The following is a 25,531-nucleotide window of genomic DNA, read 5'->3' as shown; positions in this document are numbered from 1 at the left end:
GCAGCAATCTTTTTTTTCATTTGCTGCAGATTTAAGCGATAATTAGCCATGAGCTTTTTTTAGCTTAGAGTACAAGGGTTTGCTAATTGGCAACCTTAACCAATCAAGGATTTTTCGGTGAAATTCATAAAGCGATTATTCATTTTCACATTGGTTTGCATGATTCTTGGAGTCAGTGCAATTTTTGCTTTGTATTTATATGTGGAGAAAGATCTGCCTAATGTTGATGAGCTACGTCAAGTTGAGCTCGAAACGCCAATGCAGATTTTCAGCCAAGACGGCAAGTTGATCGCCCAATTTGGCGAGAAAAAACGCATCCCAGTTCAGTTTGAGGACATCCCTCAAGAGCTGATCGATGCCCTGATCGCCACAGAAGATAGTCGTTTCTATTCCCACTATGGTTTTGACCCGATTGGTATCACCCGTGCGGCCGTGGTTGTGGTCATGTCAGGCAGCGCTCAGCAGGGTGCGAGTACTATTACCCAGCAGCTAGCGCGTAACTTCTTTCTCTCTAACGAGAAGAAGATCATGCGTAAGGTGCAAGAGATCTTCCTTGCGATGAAGATCGAGCAACTGCTGACCAAAGAAGAGATCCTTGAGCTGTACATCAACAAGATCTTCCTTGGCTATCGTTCCTACGGTTTTGGCGCCGCCGCGCAAACCTACTTTGGCAATGATCTGGAAGATTTGACCCTAAGCCAGATTGCAACTCTGGCGGGCATGCCAAAAGCCCCATCAACCATGAACCCAATCTACTCACCACAACGCGCCATCAGTCGTCGTAATGTGGTGCTAATGCGCATGCTTGAAGAAGGCTATATCACGCAACAGCAGCATGATGATGCGCGCGCGGAAGAGGTAGTATCGAAATACCACGGCGCTGAGATTGAACTCAGCGCACCTTATGTTGCGGAACTGGCGCGCGCTTGGATGGTTGAGCGCTATGGTGAAGATGCCTACACCTCGGGTATGAGCATCTACACCACGGTTGACTCTAAGCTTCAACAAGCCGCGAACACCGCAGCGATCGATAACCTGTTAGCTTACGACGAGCGACACGGCTACCGCGGTGCACGTGAAGCAGCATGGCAGGAAGGCGACACGCCTCTCTCAAGCGATGAGATCAACCGCTTCCTGCGTCCACATCCTATCTACGGCCAGCTACGACCAGCGGTAGTGACCGCTGTCGATGCCACTGGTGCACAGGTGCAGGTTAAGAGCCGTGGCCTGCAGATCGTCGAGTGGGACAACATGAAATGGGCACGCCCATTTATCAATGATGACCGCCAAGGTGCTGCGCCAAAATCACCAAGTGAGGTGGTTAGCGTTGGTGAGATGATCTGGGTACGTGAGCTTGCAACCTTAGTTGAAAACCAACCGTCAGTTGAAAGCGAACTAGTCGCTGAAGGCGAGCAAATAGCTGATAGTGAAGAAGGTCAAGAAAACCAAGTAGTGAGCACATGGCGTCTTAGCCAAGTGCCGGAAGCGAACACGGCCTTTGTGGCAATGAATCCTGAAAATGGCGCAGTGATCTCACTGGTGGGTGGCTTTAACTTCGTCCACAACAAGTTCAATCGCGCAACCCAATCAGTGCGTCAGGTTGGTTCAAGCATCAAGCCGTTTATCTACTCGGCAGCCATCGATAATGGCATGACGCTAGCAACCCTAATTAATGATGCGCCAATCAACCAGTGGGACAAGAGCCAAGGCACCGCGTGGCGTCCAAAGAACTCACCACCGACATACACCGGTCCAACGCGCGTGCGTATCGGCTTGGCGACCTCTAAGAACGTGATGGCTGTGCGTGTACTGCGTGAAGTGGGTCTGGATGAAACCCGTGACTACCTGACTCGCTTTGGCTTTGATAAATCAGACCTTCCTCGCTCTGAGACGATCGCGCTTGGCGCAGGCAGCCTGACACCAATGCAGATGGCACAGGGCTACTCGGTATTTGTTAACGGCGGTTACTATGTTGAGCCGTTTTATATCGAGCGCGTTGAAGACCCATTTGGCAAGCTAGAGTTCGAGGCGCAGCCGAAAACGATTTGCGCTCAAGACTGCACCACCGCCGCGATTGATGAGTTCCAAGAGCAAGATCTCGAATCGTCTCACGCGCCGCAAGTGATCTCTGAGCAAACCGCGTTTTTGATGCGCGAGATGATGTACAGCAACGTATGGGGCGGCGGCAACTGGCGCGAAGGCACCGGCTGGAACGGTACTGGCTGGCGCGCTCAGGCACTCAAACGTCGTGATATCGGTGGCAAAACCGGTACCACCAACGACTCTAAAGACGCCTGGTATAACGGCTTCGGCCCTGGTGTTGTGGCCACCGCTTGGGTCGGCTTTGACACCCACACGCGCAAACTTGGCCGCACCACCACCAACCAAAACTTGGGTAAAAATCAGGTTACCGGCGCTGAAGCAGGCGCACGAACCGCGCTACCAGCATGGGTAGACTTTATGTCAGTCGCCCTTGATGGCGTCCCACAACAAGGCAAGGATGTACCAAAAGATATCATCCGCGTACGCATCGACCGCGACAGCGGCCTGCTCACCAACAAGTTTGATGGTTCAACCATGTTTGAGTACTTCTCTGAAGGCACCGAGCCAACGGATTATGTGACTAGCTCGAGTGTGGGTGGCGGGCTTTCTGATGGGGATGAACTGTTTTAGGGGGCGGGGTTCGGGGACGGACTTTGTCCTTCGAGGAGCGAGGGGTTTGCACTCGCTTGACGCTCTAATGATTAAAGCGCCTTTCGAGGCGCTTTAATCGTTTTAGGGGCGAGCTTTAGAGCTAACTTTGTCTTTCATAGCTTAATGCTTTTACTCGCTTCCCGTAGCGTAGCGTCCCCGCTCCTCGCACCCTCTATTCGTCAGTAAGACGAGTCCGAATAGACTCAGCCAATTGCTCAAATCTCCCCCGCAATGGCGAGCCTGGTCGATACGCGAGGGTGATCTTGCGTGAAGGGGTTGGATTTTGGGCGCTGATGTAGCAGACGCCGTCTTTTTGCTTTTCTTTGGGTAGGGCGAGATCGGGCAATAGGGTGATGCCTGCGCCCGCTGCGACCATGTTGCGCAGGGTCTCTAGGCTGGTGGCTTTGAAGCGATCGTCGTCTTTAGCGCCCGCTGCGAAACAAAAGCCTAGGGCTTGGTCGCGCAGGCAGTGGCCGTCGCCGAGCATCAGGACTGTTTTGCCATTCAAGTGCTGCATGTCGATGCTGTCGTGCTGTGACCATTCATGATCGCATGGGACGGCGAGGCTCATTGGCTCATCGTAGAGGGTGATCTCTTTGAACTGTTCGGTTTCGGAAACGGCCGCGAGCACCAGACAATCGAGCTTGCCATCTTGCAGCATTCTTACCAGCTCATGGGTTTGCGCCTCATGGAGGAACAGCTCAAGCTGAGGGAATTGCTCTTTAAGGCTTGGGATGATCTTTGGCAGCACATAAGGCCCGACTGTCGGAATAAATCCGATGTGCATTGGGCCGACCATTTCGCCACTTTGGCCGCTGGCCATCTCTCGAAATAGCTTAATCTCCGCTAGGATTCGTTTAGCTTGATCGACCAATTGCAAACCAGCATCAGTAAACAGCACCTTACGACTGCTGCGCTCAAGGAGCGCTGTACCGAGCTCGTCCTCGAGCTTGCGGATCTGACCACTGAGTGTTGGCTGGCTGACAAAACACGCCTCGGCCGCTTTGCGGAAATGATTGTGTTCTGCGAGTGCAACTAGATACTCAAAGTCACGAATATTCATTGATTTATCACCATTTGATAGAACTTACCTATCGAAACGATAACACCAAACGATTATCCCTATCAAAAGTTTTTGCCGATAATGAACCCATCAAAGCAGAGAGCAACAGAAAATCATTATAAGAATCGCTCTTAAACAATGCTCAACAACCGAATTCAAAAATATAACTTTTAGGGGTATCAACATGTTCGCATCAAAAGAAGGTCAGGCAGTACCACAAGTCACTTTTCCAACTCGCCAAGGTGATGAGTGGGTTAACATAACAACAGATGAGCTATTTAAAGACAAAACCGTCATCGTATTCAGCCTACCAGGCGCGTTTACACCAACCTGTTCATCAAGCCACTTGCCACGCTACAACGAGCTATTCTCGGTATTTAAGCAGCACGGCGTCGACGAAATCCTGTGTGTATCAGTGAACGATACCTTCGTGATGAACGCTTGGAAGCAAGACCAAGAAGCAGAAAACATCACCTTCATTCCTGATGGCAACGGCGAGTTCACAGATGGCATGGGCATGCTGGTTGATAAAAATGACCTAGGCTTTGGTAAGCGTTCATGGCGCTACAGCATGCTGGTGAAAAACGGTGTAGTGGCGAAGATGTTTATTGAGCCAAACGAGCCGGGCGACCCGTTCAAGGTATCGGATGCAGACACTATGCTGAGCTATGTTGCGCCAGAGCATAAAGTACAAGAGTCGATCACCGTATTCTCAAAACCTGGCTGTCCTTTCTGTGCCAAGGCGAAACAAAATCTAATCGACAGCGGTCTAGAGTATGAAGAGGTTGTGCTGGGTAAAGATGCCACCACCGTGAGTCTTCGTGCGGTAACGGGTAAGTCGACAGTGCCACAAGTGTTTATCGGTGGTAAGCACATCGGCGGCAGCGAAGAGCTTGAAGCTTACCTAGGTTAATCCTTTCCCTATCCAGTTACCTATCCTCAGGGATAGGTAACTTTCTACTTCTAAACCCTTTATGTCTTCTCCTTTGCTTCCACCGCTTGGAACAAAGAACACCTAAGAGAGTCCATTATGAAACAGTTAAACGTTGATGTTGCCGTTATTGGTGGAGGCACCGCAGGTCTTGGTGCTTACCGCGCTGCCAAAGCGCACACCCCAAGCGTGGTTTTGATTGAGGGCGGCCCTTACGGCACTACTTGTGCGCGTGTCGGCTGTATGCCTTCTAAGCTCTTGATTGCGGCAGCGGAAAGCGTGCACCAAATCGAGAAAGCACCAGGCTTTGGCGTGCACCCGCAAGGTGAGATTGTAATTAATGGCCCAGAGGTGATGGATAGAGTGAAACGCGAGCGTGACCGCTTTGTCGGCTTTGTGCTTGAAGGAGTCGATGAGATCCCAGCGCAAGACAAGATTGCTGGTTATGCTCAATTTGTCGATGATACAACCCTGATTGTCGATGACCATACTCAAATTAATGCTAAGCGTATTGTGATTGCGACAGGCTCACGCCCGGCTTATCCAGCGGTATGGAATGAGCTTGGTGATCGTCTAGTGATCAATGATGATGTGTTTGATTGGGATGACTTGCCAGAAACTGTGGCTGTGTTCGGTCCAGGCGTGATCGGCCTCGAGTTAGGTCAAGCCCTGCACCGCTTAGGGGTTAAGGTCAAACTGTTTGGGCTTGGTGGGCAGGTGGGCCCACTGACTGACCCAGAGATCATGGCCTACGCCGATAAAGCATTCAAGCAAGAGTTCTATCTGGATGCTGATGTCAAAGTCGAGTCGATGAAGCGCCTTGAGGGGCAAGATAAGGTTGAGATCCAGTTTATCAATCACGATGGTGAGCTAGAGAGCTTTATCGTTGACTACGTGCTTGCCGCAACGGGGCGTCGTCCCAATGTTGATAAGCTGGCGCTTGAAAACACCAGTGTTGAACTTGATGATCGCGGCGTACCGACGGCAGATCACTACACGCTGCAAACCAGCGCCGAGAGCATCTTTATCGCTGGTGATGCCAGCAATCAGATCCCGCTGCTTCACGAGGCCGCCGACCAAGGCCGCATCGCAGGCGACAACGCCGGACGCTTCCCAGACATCCGCGCTGGCTTGCGCCGCTCGCCGATATCCGCGGTGTTCTCCGACCCACAAATCGCCATGGTCGGTGAAACCTTCCGCCAACTTGAAACGCGCCTTGGCAACTGCGGCTGCTTTGCCACCGGCGAAGTCTCCTTCGAGGGCCAAGGCCGCTCACGCGTCATGCTACGCAACAAGGGCCTACTCCACGTCTACGGCGAACAAGGCACCGGCCGTTTCCTAGGCGCAGAGATGATCGGCCCCAACGCCGAGCACTTAGCACACCTGCTTGCGTGGGCGCATCAAAACAAGATGACGGTATCAGAGATGTTAGATATGCCGTTCTACCACCCTGTGATTGAGGAAGGCGTACGCACTGCACTGCGTGATTTGAATGCCAAGCTGCATTTAGGACCAGAGATGATCAAACACTGTTTAGACTGCGGACCTGGCTGTTAAAACACAGGAGCGGGGACGTTTCACTACGAGTTACACTGCGTTCCGGGTGACGAGTAATTTATCGCGAGCACTCCCCTCCTCGATCCCCGTAGGACAAAGTCCGTACCCGCACCTCGAACCTCTCTTCTAGAGTCAGGAAAGAAAAAAGCCCCGACATCAATGTAGATATCGGGGCTCTCTTAGATTCTTCTAAGAAAAAGCAGTGGTACTTTAATAGACCGGGCTTTTTCTTAATGGTTCCATACGGTAACGATCTTTTTGATCTTTTTTTGTGCACGCTGCACAAACGTTAGGCAACACTCTGTTTTGCAATCAATTGTTCGGCGAAATTAATCTCTAGTGCCACCTCATCACAAGCGTGTTGGCGCGGGCACTGGTCGCAGTCTTTGAGGACTTTCTCAGGCAACAAGCTCTTCGAGGTTGGAATAAAGTCGTGGTTCATAAAGAACTCTGGGGTACGAGTCAGCACGAACACCTTCTTGATGGCCATCTGCTTGGCTTTTTCCACCAAGTGCTGAACAATCGCCGTACCATGGCCTTGTCCATGCCAGCCAGCTTCTACGCCGAGTGAGCGGATCTCCGCAAGGCCAGAGTCGTAGACGTACAAGGATGCACAACCGGTTACCTCGCCATGGTGCTCGGAGACAGAGAAGGAGCCAATATCGCGCACCAACTCGTTTCTCGAGCGTGGTAGGTTCTCGCCCATGTTCGCCCAGTAGGTCACCATACCCTCGAGTGATTCGATATCGGTTAGACGCGCAGGGCGTACCTTCACCGCTGACGTATCACGTGCCGTCAGGCGCTTCTCTGCTTGCTCAACCGCAAACGAGACTTGCGCTGGTGAGACGCCGCCAAGCGCACTACGTTTCTCAAGACAAGATTCGATGGTCAGGATGTTATACACATCCTCATCGATAACCTCAGAGAAGACCTTAAGCTCTTCAATCGACAGCTCTTCCAGTGCGCAGCCTTTGGCAATCGCGCCGACGACTGCGACACCAACAATATGGTGCGCCTCACGGAATGGAATGCCTTTCGCGACTAGGTAATCAGCCAGCTCAGTCGCATTCGCGTAACCCTGTTTGGCCGCTTCTAATGTGCGCTCGCCATTGACCTTGATGCCATCAAAACACAGCGCCGCCATTTCCATACAATCATTCCAGGTATCCAGAGCGTCAAACAGACCCTCTTTGTCTTCCTGCATATCCTTGTTGTACGCCAGTGGCAGCGCTTTAACCGTCATCATCATGCCCGCCAGTGAGCCATAAACGCGACCGGTTTTACCACGGATAAGCTCCAGCGCATCCGGGTTTTTCTTCTGTGGCATCAAAGATGAACCAGAGGTCACCGTATCCGCCAGCTCAATAAAGTTCGACTCGCCTGAGTTATAGAAAATCATATCTTCAGCCAGACGAGAGAGGTGCAGCATAGAGATAGAGGCAATCGACATCAGCTCCATCACGTGGTCGCGATCAGATACTGAATCGAGCGAGTTACGCGTCGCACGTCTAAAGCCAAGATTATGCGCCAGCTTTTCACGATCCATTGGGTAAGCCGTGCCCGCCAGAGCGCCCGAGCCTAGAGGACAGGTATCCAGACGCTTAATCGCATCGCTCAAACGCGAGTAATCACGCTCAAACATCTCAACATAAGCTAGGCACCAGTGTGCAAAAGTGACTGGCTGCGCGCGCTGCAGGTGGGTATAGCCAGGGAGAACCGTGCCTTGGTGCTGACGCGCCACCGACACCATCTGAGATTGGAGGCGATCCAGCGCCAGCAGCAACTGCTGCCCTTGCTGACGACACCATAGCTTAAGGTCTGTCGCCACCTGATCATTACGCGAGCGTCCAGTGTGCAATTTCTTGCCCAGATCGCCCACTTTACCGATCAGTTGCTGCTCAACCCAAGAGTGAATATCCTCTGCATCCGATGCCAAGATCTGATGCGGGTCTTCCATCACCTCAAGCTTAAGCTCATTCAGCGCCAACTCGAGCTTTTGCTGCTCATCTTCAGTTAACACATCAACCGACAGCAGTGCCTTCGACCAAGCAATCGAGCCAACAATATCTTGCTCAGCCAATCGATAATCAAAGCGCAACGAATCGTTAAAGTCTTTGAATCTCGTGTCTGCCGCTTGGGTGAATCTTCCGCCCCATAATGCCATTGCTGTTCTCCTAATGCTTCCCTGGTCGGTTTTGTTTATCCGTCTATAGGATTATAAGGTACGGTAATTTTGGGTGGAAATAAAGTAATAATTCACATTTTTTACATAAATATTCAAAACCAAAGGTGCGAGGTGCGGGTACGGACTTTGTCCTTCGGGGAACGAGGAGTTTGTCGAGTGGGATAAGGTCTGCGATATCCTGAACAATATCATTTAAATGATGTTGATAAAAAGACTCATGGGGATAAACGAGATCTTGGGGAGCTCATCAGCTCCCCCAACAATAAAGCGAGCTGGAAACTAAATAGTTCCAGCTCGCTTCTCACATCAAACACTCGTAGCGTAGCGAACCCGAAGAGCGAAGCTCGTCCCCGCTCCTCGCCCCTGCTCATAGAGCATTATTTCTTGGCTTCATTAAGAGCACGGATGCGGCTAGATAGTGAGTAAAGGCGAATAAACCCGCCAGCGTGGCTTTGGTCGTAAACCTCGTCTTCACCGAATGTCGCGAACTCTTCTGAGTATAGGCTATTGTCAGAGCGTTTCTGCGTCACAACGGCTTGGCCTTTGTAGAGCTTAACCACAACCTCACCGTTCACATCCTGCGCTAGCTCTTCAGAAGCGGCTAGGATTGACTTACACAGTGGCGTGAACCAGCGGCCGTCGTAAACTAGGTGCGAGGCTTTTACGCCCAGCTCTTCGCGGAACTCGAACGAAGCTTTATCCAGTACCAACTGCTCAACCGCACGCAGGGCTTCCATCATGATGGTGCCACCCGGAGTTTCATAGCAGCCGCGTGACTTCATGCCGACTAGGCGGTTTTCAACGATATCGATGCGGCCAACGCCATGCTTAGCACCTTTCTCGTTGAGGTAGACAAGCGCGTTGTATGGCGTCATTGCTTCGCCATCAACTGCGACGACTTCACCTTGTTCTACTTTCAAAGTAACAGTTTCTGCTTCATTTGGTGCTTGCTCAGGGGCAACGGTCCATACCCAACAGTCATCGTTTGGTGCGTTCCAAGTATCTTCCAGTACGCCGCCCTCGGTTGAGATGTGCCAAGCGTTAGCATCGCGCGAGTAGATCTTAGTTAGAGATGCAGAACATGGGATGTTGCGCTCTGCTAGGTAATCCAGACACTCTTCACGGCTGACTAGGTCCCACTCACGCCATGGGGCAATTACGTGCAAATCTGGGGCAAGGGCTGCAAACGCGCCTTCAAAGCGTACTTGGTCGTTACCTTTACCGGTACAGCCGTGACACAAGGCATCTGCACCGACTTTACGCGCAACTTCAACTTGTGCTTTCGCAATGATTGGGCGCGCCATTGACGTACCAAGTAAGTACTTACCTTCGTAGTAAGCGCCGGTTTTTAGCGTTGGGTAGATGTAGTCAGCGACCATCTCTTCTTTTAGGTCAACCACGAAGCACTCAGAGGCGCCAGATGCTTTTGCCTTCTCTTCGATGCCTTCTAGCTCTTCTGCACCTTGGCCAACATCGGCGACAAACGCCACGACTTCACAATCGTAGTTCTCTTTTAGCCACGGGATGATCACGGACGTATCCAGACCGCCAGAATAGGCTACGACGACTTTATTTACTTGAACGTTACTCATTTTATTTCTCCATGTTCTCCAACACTGAGCTTGGCGGTCAGGTGGAATCGTTGTTCTTTAAATCCATTAATTACAAATTCATTCAGTACAAAACCGATAGCTACAAATTCGTATTTTCAATTCTTTATGCCTAAGAAATTAGGCATTAGTGAGGCAAAAACTGGGTACCGATGTTTTTACCTGCAAAAAGTTCTTTCAGCTGATCAGGGTAGCGCCAGCTTGCGACCTCAATAGAGCGCCCTAGCTCTTGCGCGGCCTGCAGCGCGGCCTCGACCTTAACAATCATGCCATCGGTGATCACTTGACCTTCAATCAAAGCGTGCGCCTGCTTCTCATCGAGTGAGTGCAGCAGGTGCCCCTTGCCATCGAGTACGCCGCTCACATCAGACAGCAATACCAAGTCAGCATCCAACGCGCCAGCCACCGCAACAGCCGCTTGATCAGCGTTCACATTCATCAACTGACCACCCGCTGTTAGGCCGATAGAGCTGATGATAGCCAAAGCACCTGCAGCCAGAATCGCTTGCAGCACTGAAGAGTCGCCCGGGGTAGCTTGGCCTACCGCACCAAGCTCAGGGTCGAGCTCAGTCACCTGACACAGACCGCCATCGGCAAGGCTCAAACCAACCGTATTGAGCTTGGCGGCCACAGCTTGGCCTTGTAGCAGCTTATTGGCTGTGCCCGCTAGCGCTCCAGCAATCACCGAGATCTGATCATAAGGCGTCACGCGCAGACCATTTTTCTTCACCGTCTCTAGGTTGAGCTTGCTCATTAGCTCATCGACTAAGTAGCCGCCGCCATGCACAATCACAATCGCACGCCCAGCTTGTTGCTGGTAATCGGCAATCGCGCCGAACAGTTGTTGCAGTGTATCTTGGCACGATAGTGCTGCGCCGCCTAGCTTAATCACTAATGGAGTGGTCATCGTTGCTCTCCCTATACCAGTGCAGTAAGTGGTTCAAAACCATAATGAATATTCAAACATTGCATTGCCTGACTCGATGCGCCCTTAAGCAGGTTATCGATAGCAGACACCACAATCACATGCTCGCCTTGCACCTGCCAGCCAATATCACAAAACGGGGTGTACTGAACATCTTGCAGGCGTGGAATGCCTGCTTTCAAGCGCACTGCAGCCTGACCTTGATAGGCAGATTGGAAGGCCTCGGCCACCTGCTCAGCGCTCACGCCAGTTTTCAGCTTCATGGTGATGGTAGCGAGAATGCCACGCTTAAAATTACCCAGGTGCGGGGTAAAGATCACCTCTTGTCCAAGGTGGGTGGCGATTTCAGGCTGATGACGGTGATTAAACACCCCATACGGCTGCAAGCTCACCTCACAAAAGCTGTTGGTCATGCTGGCCTTGCGCCCAGCGCCCGATACGCCGCTGGTTGCGTTGATCACAGGCCACTGCTGAGCGTCCAAAAGATTGCTTTCAATCAGCGGCTTGATGGCCAGCTGAGAAGCCGTTGGGTAACAGCCTGCCACAGCGACAAGCTTGGCCTGCTTGATCGCCTCTTGATTCCATTCTGCTAGGCCATAAGCCGCGCTCTCAAGCTGCTGCGAGAATTGATGCTCAAAGCCATAAAACTCTTGGTAGAAGGCTTGGCTTCTGACGCGATATGCTCCGGAAAGGTCAAACACCTGACAGCCGTGCTCAAGAAACACCGGCGCTAAGTCATGGCTGACCTCGTGCGCAGTGGCAAGAAATACCACGTCACACTCGGCAGCAACCGCTGCGACATCGCTCAGCGGTGAAACCGGCATTTCGATAAGACCGGCCAGTTTGCCGTGCAGCTCCGCGATCGATTTATTCGCATCCAAGCTATTGGCGGAGACATACAAACCTGATAGCGTGAGTTCAGGATGTTTGTGCACCATCAGAGCAAGCTCTGCCCCTGTGTATCCGCTTGCGCCGACTATGACCGTTTTTAAAAGCTTTGACATCCTACCGATTCCATTTGGTTAGCATTAAACTGTTTTTAGTGACTTTGGTTGTTAGTCATTTCAGTCATTAATGGCCGTAACTATTAGTGACTATAAATTTTCATTTTTAGTTTTATTGTGGTTTTTTATTCATTAAAAATGACTTAATATGTGTTTTACCGTCAATTTAACTCACTGTCAACAGGGAAAGTAGCGAGAATATGTCATTACCTAAATTTATTGATGTTTATCAAGGCTTGATTGCCACCCCATCGATCAGCTCCAGCGACCCGAGCTGGGATCAGGGCAATGCGAAAGTGATTGAGAAACTCGCCACCTGGATGAAAGACCTTGGCTTTGAGGTAGAAACCGAGCTGGTAGAGCCAGGCAAGTACAACCTGATTGGTAAGATCGGCTCTGGCGAGGGTGGACTGCTGCTCTCTGGTCACAGCGATACCGTGCCATTTGATGAAGGCCGCTGGAGTTTTAACCCACACGCCCTAACAGAAAAAGACGGGCGCTTTTATGGTCTCGGCACTGCCGATATGAAGGGATTCTTCGCCTTTATTCTTGAGGCAGTAAAAAACGTCGACTGGAGCAAGCAACAAAAGCCGCTATACGTGCTCGCCACCTGCGATGAAGAAACCACCATGCTCGGCGCGCGTCACTTCACCGCCAACGCCCCATTTAAACCGGATTACTGCATCATCGGCGAGCCCACCAGCCTTAAGCCCATTCGCGGCCACAAAGGCCACGTCGCCAATGCCATCCGCATCACGGGTAAATCAGGCCACTCGTCCGACCCAGCGCTCGGCGTCAATGCCATCGAAATCATGCACGAAGTGCTGTTCGCCATGATGCAACTGCGTGACAAGCTGATCAAAGAGTACCACCACCCAGGCTTCGCCATCCCAAGCCCAACGCTTAACCTTGGCCACATCCACGGCGGCGACAGCGCCAACCGCATCTGCGGCTGCTGCGAGCTGCACTACGACGTGCGCCCACTCCCAGGCATCAGCCTAGACAGCCTCGACAATATGCTGCGCGGCGCCCTAAAAGAAGTCGAAGCCAAGTGGCCCGGTCGCATCGCCATCACCCCACTCCACGAGCCCATCCCCGGCTACGAGTGCCAACACGACCACCCATTCATCGGCAGCATAGAAACCCTCACCGGCCACCAAGCCGAAACGGTCAACTACTGCACCGAAGCCCCATTCTTGCAAGAGCTCTGCCCAACGCTAGTCATGGGCCCCGGCTCAATCGACCAGGCCCACCAGCCGGATGAATTTCTCTCGCTGGAGTTTATTGAGCCTACTGTTGATATCTTGAAACGGGCGATTTACGAGTACTGCTTTTAATCTTGCAAGGGGCGAGGCGCGAGTACGCTGCGCTACGGGGTTCGAGGAGTTTAGTGATCGTTGGATAAGCCGCGCAAACCCTCTCGCTCCTCGGAGGGCTCTAGCCCGAAACCCGCTCCTCGCCCCTATAAAGGTTCGAGGCGCGAGTACGCTGCGCTACGGGGTTCGAGGAGTTCAGTGATCGCTGGACAAACCGCGCACACCCCTCGCTCCTCGGAGGGCTCTAGCCCGAAACCCGCTCCTCGCCCCTATAAAGGTTCGAGGCGCGAGCACGCTGCGCTACGGGGTTCGAGGAGTTCAGTGATCGCTGGACAAACCGCGCACACCCCTCGCTCCTCGGAGGGCTATAGCCCGAAACCCGTTCCTCGCCCCTATAACCCAGGAACATATTTGGTAGAATAACGAAAAATCCCCAAATACCCTGCAAGGAGACTCCGTGCTAAACAGTTTTTTATCCTATTTGAAGAAAGAGTGGTTTCTAACCGGAATGATCACTGCTGTGGTGCTGGCGGTGCTGATACCGTCAGTGGGGCAATCTTCGGGGCTATTGCATCTTGATCAGGTGACGGCGGTGGGGATTGCGGTGATCTTCTTTTTGCATGGGGTGGGGTTGTCGCCTGAGGCGCTTAAAGCGGGGGTGACTAACTGGCGATTACATGTGTTTGTCCAGAGTGCGACGTTTATTGCTTATCCGATTCTATGGCTGGTGTTTGGGGATGTGTTTCATGCTTTGATGCCGGCGGCTTTGGCGTTTGGTTTTTGTTATTTGTTTGTCTTGCCGAGTACGATTTCTTCATCGGTGGCGATGACCAGTGCGGCGAAAGGTAATGTGCCTGGAGCGATTTTCAATGCTTCGCTTTCGAGTGTGCTAGGCGTGTTAATCACACCAATGCTGATCCAGTGGTTTATGGGTATGGATGGCGTGGAGATGGACATGTGGGATACGATCGTCTCAATCTCTTCAATGCTGCTGCTACCGATGGCACTCGGTCAGTTGTTACGCCCTGCCCTACTCTCTCATTTTGAGCCGCACAAAGCGATCATCAACAAGATCGACAAATGGGTGATCCTGCTTATCGTGTTCAATGCCTTCAGCGATTCAGTCGCCGACGGCATCTGGCAAGACTTCGCCCTATCAACGCTAGCCCTAACATTAGCCGCAACCTCCATCATCCTAGTCATCGTCGTCCACAGCATGCAGTGGATAGCCCGCAAAGCCGGCTTCAACCGCGAAGATGAAATTGCCGCCGTCTTCTGCGGCACCAAGAAAACCCTTGCCGCGGGGGTGCCGATGGCGAAGGTTATTTTCGGCGCAGATCCAATGCTTGGCATGCTATTGCTGCCAATTATGTTTTATCACCAGATCCAGATTTTTTATTGTGCGATATTGGCGAGCCGGTACGCCGAAGCTCGCGCTTCGTAGGGGCGGGGTTCGGGTTTCGGGCTGAAAGCCCTCCGAGGTGCGAGTGGTGGGCGCGGTAACTACAACGCCCACTAAGCTCCTCGAAACTCGAAGCTAAGCGTCCCCGCGCCTCGAACCTGCATAGGGGCGAGGTTCGGGGTTCAGGCTAGAAGCCTTCCGAGGTGCGAGGGGTGGGTGTGGAAACTACAACGCCGACAAAACTCCTCGAACCCCGAAGCGAAGCGTCCTCGAGCCCCGCACCTGTGTTTTTAGTCGCTACCAAACAAGTCGCGAGTATAAACCTTCTCTTCAACATCACTCAGCTCTTCAACCATACGGTTAGAGACGATTACGTCACAGCTGGCCTTGAACTCTTCAAGGTCGCGCATGACGAGTGAATTGAAGAACTCATCTTGTTCAAGGACGGGTTCGTAAACGACAACCTCGATACCTTTTGCTTTGATACGCTTCATCACACCCTGGATGCTTGAGGCGCGGAAGTTGTCTGAGCCAGACTTCATAATCAGGCGGTAGATGCCCACGCGTTTTGGCTGCTTGCTGATGATCGAATCGGCGACGAAGTCTTTACGTGTGCGGTTGGCTTCCACGATGGCACTGATGATCTCGTTTGGCACGTCTTGGTAGTTGGCGCGCAGCTGCTTGGTATCTTTTGGTAGACAGTAGCCGCCGTAACCGAACGATGGGTTGTTGTAGTGGCTGCCGATACGTGGGTCAAGGCCAACGCCCTCGATGATTTGACGAGAGTTCAGACCGTGAGTTTCTGCGTAGGTGTCTAGCTCGTTAAAGTAAGCCACGCGCAGCGCTAGGTAGGTGTTGGAAAATAGCTTCACTGCCTCCGCTTCGGTTGAATCAGTGAACAGAACCGGCACGTCCTTTTTCTCTGCGCCTTCAAGCAGCAAGTCAGCAAACACTTTCGCGCGCTCAGACTGCTCACCGACGATGATACGCGATGGGTGCAGGTTATCGTAAAGGGCGCGGCCTTCACGCAAGAACTCTGGTGAGAAGATAACGTTGTCGCTGCCAAGCTCTTCTTTCACGCGCTGAGTGTAACCTACCGGCACAGTCGATTTGATCACCATCACCGCGTCTGGGTTAATCGCCATCACGTCTTTGATCACCGCTTCAACCGAGTTGGTGTTGAAGTAGTTGGTTTGCGGATCGTAATCGGTTGGTGTGGCAATCACCACGTACTCTGCCCCCGCATAAGCCGCTTGCTTATCCAGTGTTGCAGTGAAGTTGAGTGTTTTGTTGTGTAGAAAATCAGAAATCTCAGCATCCACAATTGGTGACTGCTTACGATTCAGCATTTCCACTTTCTCGGCAATGATATCCACTGCCACCACTTCGTGGTTTTGTGCGAGCAACATCGCGTTCGAAAGCCCGACGTACCCTGTCCCTGCTATTGCTATTTTCATTGTATTTTCTAAGCCATACTAAGTTAATTTTTACTGGGCAAATAGTAACAACTATTTGCATGAAGATCTTCATCAAAGATGGCTTAAGAGTGCGTTCTCCGCGAGCCATGCTAAACTATTGTATTACTATCTATAATATTAATTATCCTGATTACTTTTGTGATGAAGCCAAGACTAAAAACACTATGGCAAGGGCTGGGTCTCGTCCTGCTTGCCAGCGCTGCGCTTGCCCAGGCAAAACCTTGGGTTGAGCCTAACGATCTACACTTAAGAGCCGACCTACAACTGCTCGCTAATGCGGGTATTATCACTGTCCCTCTCACCACCTACCCCCTAATGTGGGACGGGATCATCAGTGATGTGCGCGCCAATAGTGGCAAGGCCAATACCAGCCTTGAAACCAGCGCGCTGCAGCGGGTTAATCGTGCCTATCGCGCCTCGCAAGGCACTCGAGTCAAACTCGAGGCGGGCATTGCCTCTGATCCCGCGCGCTTCCAACACTTTGGCACACCGATGCGTGAGAAAGCCGAAGTCACTGCTGGCGTCAGTGATCAAGGGCGATGGTGGGCATACAACCTAGAGGCCACGCTTGCCTATGATGCGCAAGACGGTGAGGACGCTCGGTTAGACGGCTCTTACATCGCTGGGATTTTTGGTAACTGGGTGATTAGCGCAGGCTACCAGCAACAATGGTATGGCCCTGGCTGGGATACCACCTTGTTAATGAGCACCAACGCTCGTCCATTGCCATCAATTAATGTCACTCGCCACCGCCCTGAAGCGTTCGATGTACCCATCCTTGAGTGGCTCGGGCCGTGGACACTGACCACAGGTGTAGGCTGGATGAATGACGACCGTTACATCTCTGATGCACTACTATGGACCTTCCGCGGCACCATCCAACCACACCCAAACTTCACCATTGGCGTATCTCGCTCGGCGCAGATCTGCGGCACCACCAACGAGGGCTTTAAAAAAGCGTGTGACCTGGAAGAGTGGTGGAAAATGCTGATTGGTGACACCAACGATTATGTCGGTGGTAACCCAGGTGAGGATGATCCGACCGCCAATAACCCGGCTAACCAACTCGCGTCAATCGATTTTCGTTGGGGCCATACCCTGCGCGATGTGCCGTACAGCATTTATTACGAGATCATGGGCGAGGATTCGTTCAAATGGCGTATCCCACCGTTCAATGCACACAGCCATTTGTACGGTGCAGACATCAGTTACTACATTGCCGATCAGCGCATCACAACCTTCTTTGAGTATTCAGAGACAATGCCAAGCTGTTTCTACAAGTACAACTGTGCCTATGAGCACGGCACCTATAAGTCCGGCTATCGCTATCACAGTCGCGTGATTGGCTCAACCTATGACAACGATGCCAACACCTACACACTAGGCTTTGTCGGTATCAATAATCGCAATAACCACCTGTGGAAGGCTAACTTTCGTTACCTTAGGTTAAATAAGCAAAACAACGATTTTATTCTCAACCCTGAATGGGGTGGAAATCAGGTCTCTGATGGTGAAGATACCTGGATGTTGGACTTTAGTTATCGCTTCCCACTGCAACAAGGTGAGCTTGAGTTAGGGGGACAGTACAGTTATATCAAGTATCGTGATGGCACAGCTAATGAAGATGATATATCGGGGTACGTACAGTATCGGTATGGCTTCTAGGCACCCCATTACGGGATAACCAACATAAAAAACATAGGGAGCCAACTAGGCTCCCTATGTCTGTTTAGGCTAACTTAGTGATTTAGTTACCACCACCGCCGCCACTACTACCAGAGCCGCCTGAACCACCGGTGCCGCCGGTACCACCACCGCCCCCACCTGGAGTCCCACAGATACCCGCATCAAAAGGAAGTATGTACTCATAAGAAGACTGGCCAGCCGCTAGAGTGATTGTATCCGTAGCGGTACTATCCCCTTTTATGTCTCCCTGTAGTGTACCTGATATGCGATACGTGCCAGGCTCAAGCAAATTAATCGCTGGAATACCTTTTTGCACATTAAAGCTGATCATTCGATATGGGATACCAAACAAGATTTTATCAATATCCACCACCCCCGGTTGATCCACATACTCATCGGTGTCGCTACATTGACTTTGTAAGCTCATCAAGAGTGATACATCCGTTGACGGCTCAGGTTTTAGCGTGAGTGTTGCACCATCAAGATTACAGAAGCTCCCTGTGATCGCTCCGCCTGACACTGTGATAGGGTCCCCATCTTTATCGACAGCCTTTTCAATTATGCTCTCAGCGTTTCCGCTGCGGAATCGCATTATTTCTAACCGACCATCACTACCAGCAGGTACACCGATCAACTTATGAGAGCTTCCCCAAAGTGGCAACAAGCCAGGGCTCCAGCCACCACCATCTCGAGTTAACTTCGCTTCAACTTGGAAGTTATTAAGATCCACCCCAGTTGTAGAAAAGTTAATCGTACAGTTTTGATTCCAGTAATCGAGGTTATAGTAGGACAGGTGTGAAATGAGCGCAGTCACTTCGAATGTGTTGGTTGCATCATCATAATCCCCAACCTCAACCTCCTGGTCTTCATCCTTCCACTTCCCAGTCAGCTCGTCATAAGACCACAGTGGAATAACATCACCTGTTTCAATATTTTTGCCGTCAGGGTCTTTCGTATCCCCAGAGACTCTAAAGGTGAGAGGAACTGGATCACTAAACTCAGAAACAACCTCATTTTGATCATTTTTTATCTCGATAGCAGCGAAGCCAGCTGAAATAAACGTTCCGCCCGACAAGTCAGGGTCCGGCTCTTCTGTATCACCTGAAGCAATTATTTCTGCTGGCGATAAACCACCAGGGAAGGCCTGCAAAGAAGACTCAAAAAGCTCCCCATTACCATTCGGCTCATTCGAAAAATAAACCATATTAGCGGTAAGTGGGCCTGTTATAACTTCCTGGTTCCGTCCTCGCATAACGGTTGCTGGCGGTATCGTCAACTCTACAGATCCTCCCGCAACCGCTTCCGCATTAGAATCTCCCTCTTCGGGAACTGGCGTTTGAACCTTAATTTCTTCAATAACGGCCCCCTCCTCATCGGTCTCACCGCTACCCTCTGTCGCGGTAACCGCTACCTGATCTGTCTCAGGCTTTTGTGAGGTAAGTGTTATGATCTGAAAGCCGGCCCCCTCATCAGTGATATCTACCTCCGCAGGAATGACAATCGTATTTCCAGATGTCCAATAGCCGTCACGGAAAACAACAAGCTGAAGCTCAATCTCTTCTGCATTCGCCCCCTCTTTGCGTGATAAGATGAAGCCACCAGTATCCGTCTGATAACTGCGCTCCTCCTGCTCTACATCGTTTCTGGCACTAGCAGCAGTATCGGTTCTTGTCGCATTGGTGACTTCTAGCGTATCCAAGTCACTTTTGGCTCCCTGAAGGGTGAAGTTTACTGGCCCCTCCAAAGCACCCTCACCTGTCCCCTCAAAAGAAATCGAGTAAGGGCTGCTAAACGCCTCAGCCTCTGTTGGTGGGTTGTATACTGTATTCTTATTGTCTGAGCGCTCACACCCGGTTAGCACTGCCAGACCTATCATTGTCGCTAATAACGTCTTATTCATGATTTAAGCCTTTTAATTGTGTTTGTTTTCAACTCAACACGTCGAGCTAGCCGAGCGCCGTTAAAATGCGTATTGAACGCCAAGGTTATAAGTATGGAAGTCTGGTGAACCACCGATGTTGTTGTAATAGCGGTACTCTAAAACCCCATTCCATTGATTTTGGAAATTCATCGTCACACCTACACCATATGTGGCTGAGACATCAGAGTCATCACAACATGCCACGCCATTCGCTTCCCAGTCATAAGCAATGCCGCCCAAGCGGCCAAAGACATTAAACTGATCATCGACGTCATAAATAAACTTGGCGGCAAAATCAAAACCGGATGCCTTAAAATCCCCAGGCACATCATCCAGTGATACTTTCCCCAAATCGACGTACCCCAACTCCACGGCAAGCCAAGGATACTCTTCAAGCTGTGCACCAGCGTAAAATCCCCATACAGTGGTGTCCCGATCAACGCCTGTCGAGTTGGTCACCGCCGAGTCCATATCGGTGAGTTTACCCGCCCCCAGTGAAGCCCCCACATAAAACGATGGTGTCATCTCCTGCGCGGCAGTTGAAAATGCAGTGAGGGTAGACACCACTGCCAGTGCCAAACAATGTTTGTTTTTCATTGTACTTCCCTTATTTTCTAGCCTCTGTTAATAATCCTTTAAAACCCAAAAACCTTATCGATAGAGCAAGTAGGCGTCTCTCAATCTCGTCAAATTGGCATTGATATAGCCAGCCGATAGCCTATCTCGGTTGTAATAATTGCGATCGATATTGTTTTGCAAATCCGATTGCTGGACAGCACTAAAGTCCAGCAAGTTCTGAGGGTTGCGCACCATGGTGCGATAACCCCATGTCCATTGGTCGATACCGCGTATTTGCACCGGATTTGGCGCCATGTCCTTTCTAAATGTCAGTGGGACAGAAATGTTCAAGCCAGCAAAGCTTTGATCGGTGTCTTGATAGTAAACACTTACTGAGGTATCCCCGAACCAATGACGGCTGGTCACAGTAAAACCCTGGTCACCAAAAAAGTACTCGCCTGCCGTTGCCTCAAGCGCCCAATCATAGCGATCGAGATAATAGCGATAATTAGCAATCACCGGCTTCGCATCTTCAATCGAGTCATTCTCTCGGTGCTGATAGTGAGAAGCCTCGACACCAAATCGGTGTCTGCCATGGGGTGACTGCCAACGAACCTCACCAGTCCCACCAAGGTAATCGGTCATGATGATGCCAACGCTAAGCTGAGTCATAATATTGCCGGGCAGTTTCAACCCTTGATGGAAAAGGGCACGGTCAATATCGCTCTGGTGACGATTACGACCAAATCGTTGTCCATCCTCATAATCATCGGAATTTGAAATTGGCAGCATATGCCTGATATCAACCAAGCCACCTGTCCACACCGGCACTTGTAAATTGGTCGACAGCGCAAGCGAGTAATCAAACGCGCCAAACTCAGTACCTAATGTGGAATAAAGACTTGGTGACAAAATGATTTTTGGCTTAAACACGTGGGAGTTTTCCCGTTCGTTCACCCAACGAACATCATCAAAATCACGACTGGTCTCTGAAATGCGCAAACGGGGAGATTGAGCGGATGACTGAGGCGCAAAGACACTTTGCAGATCTTCTTGGCTACCTGAGATATAAATAACAGGAATATTGTTATTGAGTAGAGCAAAAGAGAACTGCGCAAAATCTGTGTTATCTCGGATCAAGCCAAGAATGACCCCAATCGCATCCAGCTCGTTGCGGTTAAACAGATTATTCTCCGCTTTCACCAACACCGTCTGATTGACACTGCCTACCGATACATTTTCAAAGCCATATTCAACTAACTTGCCTTGCAAAACCTTAAGCTGCTGTGGTGAGCCAGAAGCAAGAGTGGGTTCAGAGACACGCTCATTGCTTGTGCTGGCTGCCTGAGTAGCCTTAGCGCTCTCTAGCGCAACGGCGGACTCGCTGATCTCTGCATCCGCAGCCTGCTCGACAGCCGTAGGCTGAGTAATATCGACACCCGGTCGCGACTCACTACCTCGATTATAACGTGATGCAAAATTTGGCCCTGCCAACGGCAAAGTCAGCCCGAGTCCAAGCCACTTATTATCACGCGTCGGCGTATCGGAATCCGAGTACGCTTGCAGTGTCAGATGTGCAGTTGATCCCAGCGGCAACCAATCCTCAGGTGTGAATAACTTAAGGCCAGCATTTGCCCCCGTGCCATCGTAATCACTGACCAGCTGCAACCAAGAGAAGGGCTGATATTCAACACCACCAAAAACGCCCGAGAGATAATGGTTACCCATTTGATGATTGGTTTTGGCATCATTATCGCCATAACCAAGTGAGAAACGAAACTGAGCGACTTGCTTGCTGGCCACCGCATAATAAGCACGATGACGCACGGCCTGACCACCGAGATCGCTACCGCCCAAGGCTAACTGAAACCACTCCTTGGGTATGAGCCAATCAAAACCCACCTTCCCAGCGACAGAGAGATCACAGAGTCCATCGCAAGCATCAAAGTCATAGTATGTTAGTTGAGCGACAAACTCGGTGTAAGGAAATAATCCAAACCCCATCAATAATGTATCGTGAGCTCGGCTACTTGTCGTGTAATCGACATTATCCTCAGTGTTGTAATTCAGCGTCACATCACCGAAAGGCAAGGTATCGGCATGCGGCGTTCTCAGCACCCCCGTCCAACCCGTTTGCGCCACCGTTGTTTTCAACGGCTCAGCACCTGCTAAAGAGCACACGAGCATAGGGCTACACAGTGCCAATACCACGACTGTCTTCTTTACCAACAATGCACTCCTTGTCACTGCCTTGGCTAAGCCATTTTTTTTAAGCGCTACGTTTACACCTATCAGGGTTTTGCATACCTGATTACTACGCACCAGTCTGAGCACCATCTACATCCTTCTAATCCAATGGCCTATAGTTGTAAGCTAGAATAAATTACTTCAACATCAACAATCTAAAGCGCTGTCAGAGCTTGTAACTGGTTAGCTTAAGCTCACTTTGTTGCATATAGCGTGATCTAGCACATACTTTTCATGAATTTCTGATTACTTTTTACCCGCACGACATACTTAAAATGAGTGCTTAGTCAGAAAAAACACAGTAAACTTAGATCTCTGTTCCACCCTGTATTTTTTTGCATCGACTTGACACTTAAATCCTTCACAATCGGTCGTTAATAATAACTAGGTCAATTCGCTATTATTTTCCCAAAGAGAGAAAGTTCGCATGAGCACCATTTTTACTTATCGTTACGCAAAGTTTCGCCAGAAACGCAAAAATATTGGCAAGGTTATCGAGGCGAGCGTGATTGCCATGATCTTTCTTGCGATCGCGGTGCTAATGCTGACCGAAAACCTGCAGTACATGACTGCCGCAATGGCCGTGATTTTTGTTTGCATGTGCTCACTGTTCTTCTTCAAGAAGGCCGAAAAATTCCGCCGTCTGATCCCGGAATAATCCCAAACACAATCATAACGATTTACCGATCCGGTAAATCGTTTTTCCCTCAAGGGTCGGCCCATTGCTCGGCTAACCTTGTTTGAGCGCCACAACGTTACTCCGTTTCAACTTAACTTTCTTACTCTGCTGTTGATTACACGTCCACACCAAATCGCCAATGCCATCCGTGGGAACAAACCCGGTTGGCGCCTCGAGTAACAATCGACGAATCGTGTCATGTTCAAGCAAGTGACAGGCCTTATCCAACTTATCGAGCAAGGCTTGGTAATCATTAAGCGGCAGGTAGCTTTCGTGCGCGGTCATGATCCGCTCGTGAGCGGTGCGTTTGACGTTGTCGCCAATCAGCAACTCCTCATACAGCTTTTCACCCGGGCGCAGCCCTGTAAACTTGATCTCAATATCCCCATCGGGATGGGCAGCGGATTTAACATCCAGACCAGAGAGCTGGATCAAGTTGGTCGCCAAATCGGTAATTTTGACCGACTCGCCCATATCGAGCACAAACACATCCCCGCCCTGGCCCATGGCACCAGCTTGAATCACCAGCTGCGCTGCCTCAGGAATAGTCATAAAATAGCGAGTGATATCAGGATGCGTGACCGTAACCGGCCCACCTTTAAGAATTTGCTTTTTAAACAGCGGGATCACTGAGCCCGAAGAGCCCAGCACATTACCAAATCGCACCATGCAAAAGCGCGTACCAAACGGCTTCTTGTTCTCAAGCTCCGCCAGTGCCTGCAATCCGAGCTCTGCCATGCGCTTAGTGGTGCCCATAATGTTGGTTGGGCGCACCGCTTTATCGGTTGAGATCAGCACAAAGGACTCAACCCCGGCATCAATCGCTGCACACGCGGTATAGAAGGTGCCATAGATATTATTGCGCACCCCCTCAACGACATTGTATTCCACGAGTGGTACGTGCTTATAAGCGGCGGCGTGATAAACTGTTTGCACCTTAAACGACTTCATTGCGGTATCGAGACGGTGCTCTCGCTGCACGGAACCTAGCAGAGGAACAATATCGCACAACAGTCCTTTTTCGACTTTCAGCTGCGAAAGCTCACGCTCGATTTCATACAAACCAAACTCGGACAACTCAAACAAGATGACCGCCTTAGGGTTTTGCATCACAATTTGGCGACATAACTCCGATCCAATCGAACCACCAGCCCCCGTGACCATCACCACTTTATCTTTGATATTCGCCTCAAGCAGCGCTGGTTGCGGCGCGACAGGATCGCGACCAAGCAAGTCTTCAATCGGGACATCTTTCAGCTCATCAATCTTCGCCTTGCCCGAGACGATATCGCACATATCCGGCACAGTTCGCACCTCAACCTGCAGCTTGGTGAGCTGTTTTAAGATCACCTTACGCCGAGAGCGCCGAGCACTTGGGATCGCTAGTAATACCTGTGAGACCTCATATTTATCGATTAATGGCGCAACTTCATCCATCGCGAGCACCGGTAAGCCGAGAATCATGGTGTTGGTCAGTGTCGTATCTTTATCAATAAAAGCACGAACACGATATTCACCCGTGCCGCGCAGTGCCATCGCCAGCTGGCGTCCGCCCGAGCCCGCGCCATAGATAATTACCTGTTTGAGTTTTTTTGCCGAGCTTTGCGCCACCAGCGAACGCACTACCATTCTTGGCACACCGCACAGCAGCGCTAAAAAGGCAGCATAAATCAACGGCAAGGTGCGCGGCAGTGGCAAACCAAAGCTGAGGTTAAGCACATACAGGTAGACCGCTGAAGCCATGGTGCCTACCCCAACGACATACAACACTTGAAAAGTAAGGTAGCGCAGCACCGCACGATAAAGCCCTGCACGGACAAAAATCAGCACAGTACCGAAAGTGAGTGCACTAAGAATAAGCCAAACTTGAGGCTCAAACAGATGTTGGTTGTGACCAAGACGTGCCACCATTGCGAGATGAAACGCAATGAAGATGAGCACGCCATCGATAAACACGCTGAGCATGCGCTTGTACGCACGTGACAGCTGCCAAAAGAATTGCAGACGTTGCATAGTGAGTTACCTGACGTTGTTTTTATTTGTGCTCAATCGTGTGAGCTACTTATATTTTTATAAGCATCTAAGTGCTTACTTTAGTCCTGTCAGGTTAAACCGAACGGTTTCCGCGTGCTTGGGTGAAGCTCACAGATCGAACAAAAAACAACCAACTCACTAAGCGCATGAAACGTAGTGACAAAGAGGGGTCATTCGGATGAAGAGATCTAAGTACAATAGTACGATCGCATAATCAGCTACGACAAAGAAGGGGCATGTT

General features: G+C 50.8%; 17 protein-coding genes. 7 read left to right on the top strand and 10 right to left on the bottom strand.

Going from position 1 to position 25,531, the window contains the following annotated elements:
- Positions 1-117 precede the first annotated feature (117 nt).
- The gene (locus tag ACSTTG_RS15735) at positions 118-2,673 is read left to right on the top strand and encodes a penicillin-binding protein 1A (protein ID WP_438459874.1); all 2,556 of its coding nucleotides are present in this window, start codon (positions 118-120) and stop codon (positions 2,671-2,673) included.
- A 193-nt stretch (positions 2,674-2,866) separates the two neighbouring features.
- On the opposite strand, the gene oxyR is transcribed toward ACSTTG_RS15735, so the two are convergent.
- Positions 2,867-3,757 carry a DNA-binding transcriptional regulator OxyR gene (gene oxyR, locus ACSTTG_RS15730; RefSeq protein ID WP_438475499.1) on the bottom strand — a complete coding sequence of 297 codons (891 nt, stop codon included), beginning with the start codon at positions 3,755-3,757 and terminating at the stop codon, positions 2,867-2,869.
- Between the two features lie 184 nt (positions 3,758-3,941).
- Between oxyR and ACSTTG_RS15725 the strand changes: the two genes are divergently transcribed.
- On the top strand, positions 3,942-4,670 hold the full coding sequence (locus ACSTTG_RS15725) for a glutathione peroxidase (protein ID WP_438475498.1): 729 nt from the start codon (positions 3,942-3,944) through the stop codon (positions 4,668-4,670).
- A gap of 117 nt (positions 4,671-4,787) precedes the next feature.
- Positions 4,788-6,245: a dihydrolipoyl dehydrogenase gene (locus tag ACSTTG_RS15720; RefSeq protein WP_438475497.1), complete on the top strand. Its 1,458-nt coding sequence runs from the start codon at positions 4,788-4,790 to the stop codon at positions 6,243-6,245.
- Positions 6,246-6,534: 289 nt separating this feature from the next.
- Here ACSTTG_RS15720 and argH read toward each other — a convergent pair whose 3' ends face one another.
- From argH to argC, 4 genes are all read right to left on the bottom strand, one after another.
- Positions 6,535-8,409, bottom strand: coding sequence for an argininosuccinate lyase (gene argH, locus ACSTTG_RS15715; protein WP_438475496.1), 1,875 nt, complete (start codon positions 8,407-8,409; stop codon positions 6,535-6,537).
- A 398-nt stretch (positions 8,410-8,807) separates the two neighbouring features.
- On the bottom strand, positions 8,808-10,022 hold the full coding sequence (locus ACSTTG_RS15710) for an argininosuccinate synthase (protein WP_438475495.1): 1,215 nt from the start codon (positions 10,020-10,022) through the stop codon (positions 8,808-8,810).
- A 145-nt stretch (positions 10,023-10,167) separates the two neighbouring features.
- A complete protein-coding gene (gene argB, locus ACSTTG_RS15705) occupies positions 10,168-10,947 on the bottom strand; it encodes an acetylglutamate kinase (RefSeq protein ID WP_438475494.1) in 780 nt (259 codons plus the stop codon).
- An 11-nt stretch (positions 10,948-10,958) separates the two neighbouring features.
- Positions 10,959-11,969 carry an N-acetyl-gamma-glutamyl-phosphate reductase gene (gene argC / locus ACSTTG_RS15700; protein WP_438475493.1) on the bottom strand — a complete coding sequence of 337 codons (1,011 nt, stop codon included), beginning with the start codon at positions 11,967-11,969 and terminating at the stop codon, positions 10,959-10,961.
- A 200-nt stretch (positions 11,970-12,169) separates the two neighbouring features.
- Here argC and argE point away from each other — a divergent pair, with 200 nt between their 5' ends.
- Together argE and ACSTTG_RS15690 are read left to right on the top strand one after the other, a co-directional pair.
- Positions 12,170-13,306, top strand: a complete 1,137-nt coding sequence (gene argE / locus ACSTTG_RS15695; protein ID WP_438475492.1) for an acetylornithine deacetylase — start codon at positions 12,170-12,172, stop codon at positions 13,304-13,306.
- 436 nt (positions 13,307-13,742) lie between these two features.
- Entirely contained in the window at positions 13,743-14,729 is a 987-nt protein-coding gene (locus ACSTTG_RS15690) for a bile acid:sodium symporter family protein (RefSeq protein WP_438475491.1), read from the top strand.
- A gap of 248 nt (positions 14,730-14,977) precedes the next feature.
- On the opposite strand, the gene ACSTTG_RS15685 is transcribed toward ACSTTG_RS15690, so the two are convergent.
- Positions 14,978-16,144, bottom strand: a complete 1,167-nt coding sequence (locus tag ACSTTG_RS15685; protein WP_438459863.1) for a nucleotide sugar dehydrogenase — start codon at positions 16,142-16,144, stop codon at positions 14,978-14,980.
- Positions 16,145-16,306: 162 nt separating this feature from the next.
- On the opposite strand from ACSTTG_RS15685, the gene ACSTTG_RS15680 reads away from it, so the two are divergent.
- Entirely contained in the window at positions 16,307-17,830 is a 1,524-nt protein-coding gene (locus ACSTTG_RS15680; RefSeq protein ID WP_438475490.1) for a capsule assembly Wzi family protein, read from the top strand.
- A gap of 82 nt (positions 17,831-17,912) precedes the next feature.
- On the opposite strand, the gene ACSTTG_RS15675 is transcribed toward ACSTTG_RS15680, so the two are convergent.
- From ACSTTG_RS15675 to ACSTTG_RS15665, 3 genes are read right to left on the bottom strand one after another with little or no spacing between them, the layout of a single operon-like run.
- Positions 17,913-19,751, bottom strand: coding sequence for a hypothetical protein (locus ACSTTG_RS15675; protein ID WP_438475489.1), 1,839 nt, complete (start codon positions 19,749-19,751; stop codon positions 17,913-17,915).
- Between the two features lie 60 nt (positions 19,752-19,811).
- Positions 19,812-20,369, bottom strand: a complete 558-nt coding sequence (locus ACSTTG_RS15670; protein ID WP_438459860.1) for an outer membrane beta-barrel protein — start codon at positions 20,367-20,369, stop codon at positions 19,812-19,814.
- Positions 20,370-20,423: 54 nt separating this feature from the next.
- Positions 20,424-22,559 (bottom strand): YjbH domain-containing protein, encoded by a 2,136-nt coding sequence (locus ACSTTG_RS15665; RefSeq protein ID WP_438475488.1) that lies wholly within the window; start codon positions 22,557-22,559, stop codon positions 20,424-20,426.
- 445 nt (positions 22,560-23,004) lie between these two features.
- Here ACSTTG_RS15665 and ACSTTG_RS15660 point away from each other — a divergent pair, with 445 nt between their 5' ends.
- The gene (locus tag ACSTTG_RS15660; protein WP_438459858.1) at positions 23,005-23,235 is read left to right on the top strand and encodes a hypothetical protein; all 231 of its coding nucleotides are present in this window, start codon (positions 23,005-23,007) and stop codon (positions 23,233-23,235) included.
- 72 nt (positions 23,236-23,307) lie between these two features.
- Here the strand turns inward: ACSTTG_RS15660 and ACSTTG_RS15655 are convergent, their stop codons facing one another.
- Positions 23,308-25,269: a polysaccharide biosynthesis protein gene (locus ACSTTG_RS15655; RefSeq protein WP_438475487.1), complete on the bottom strand. Its 1,962-nt coding sequence runs from the start codon at positions 25,267-25,269 to the stop codon at positions 23,308-23,310.
- Positions 25,270-25,531: the final 262 nt, after the last annotated feature.

The sequence above is a fragment of the Vibrio glycogenivorans genome, assembly GCF_051660965.1.
Taxonomy (GTDB): domain Bacteria; phylum Pseudomonadota; class Gammaproteobacteria; order Enterobacterales; family Vibrionaceae; genus Vibrio.
Note: the sequence above shows the minus strand (reverse complement) of the source record. Positions and strands in the feature narration are given on the sequence as shown.

What these genes read in the sequence shown, in the direction of transcription:
- ACSTTG_RS15670 (WP_438459860.1), bottom strand. Translation starts at nt 20,369, where the DNA reads ATGAAAAACAAACATTGTTTGGCACTGGCAGTGGTGTCTACCCTCACT.
- argH (WP_438475496.1), bottom strand. Translation starts at nt 8,409, where the DNA reads ATGGCATTATGGGGCGGAAGATTCACCCAAGCGGCAGACACGAGATTC.
- ACSTTG_RS15675 (WP_438475489.1), bottom strand. Translation starts at nt 19,751, where the DNA reads ATGAATAAGACGTTATTAGCGACAATGATAGGTCTGGCAGTGCTAACC.
- ACSTTG_RS15685 (WP_438459863.1), bottom strand. Translation starts at nt 16,144, where the DNA reads ATGAAAATAGCAATAGCAGGGACAGGGTACGTCGGGCTTTCGAACGCG.
- ACSTTG_RS15710 (WP_438475495.1), bottom strand. Translation starts at nt 10,022, where the DNA reads ATGAGTAACGTTCAAGTAAATAAAGTCGTCGTAGCCTATTCTGGCGGT.
- argC (WP_438475493.1), bottom strand. Translation starts at nt 11,969, where the DNA reads ATGTCAAAGCTTTTAAAAACGGTCATAGTCGGCGCAAGCGGATACACA.
- ACSTTG_RS15660 (WP_438459858.1), top strand. Translation starts at nt 23,005, where the DNA reads ATGAGCACCATTTTTACTTATCGTTACGCAAAGTTTCGCCAGAAACGC.
- oxyR (WP_438475499.1), bottom strand. Translation starts at nt 3,757, where the DNA reads ATGAATATTCGTGACTTTGAGTATCTAGTTGCACTCGCAGAACACAAT.
- argE (WP_438475492.1), top strand. Translation starts at nt 12,170, where the DNA reads ATGTCATTACCTAAATTTATTGATGTTTATCAAGGCTTGATTGCCACC.
- ACSTTG_RS15655 (WP_438475487.1), bottom strand. Translation starts at nt 25,269, where the DNA reads ATGCAACGTCTGCAATTCTTTTGGCAGCTGTCACGTGCGTACAAGCGC.
- argB (WP_438475494.1), bottom strand. Translation starts at nt 10,947, where the DNA reads ATGACCACTCCATTAGTGATTAAGCTAGGCGGCGCAGCACTATCGTGC.
- ACSTTG_RS15680 (WP_438475490.1), top strand. Translation starts at nt 16,307, where the DNA reads ATGAAGCCAAGACTAAAAACACTATGGCAAGGGCTGGGTCTCGTCCTG.
- ACSTTG_RS15720 (WP_438475497.1), top strand. Translation starts at nt 4,788, where the DNA reads ATGAAACAGTTAAACGTTGATGTTGCCGTTATTGGTGGAGGCACCGCA.
- ACSTTG_RS15725 (WP_438475498.1), top strand. Translation starts at nt 3,942, where the DNA reads ATGTTCGCATCAAAAGAAGGTCAGGCAGTACCACAAGTCACTTTTCCA.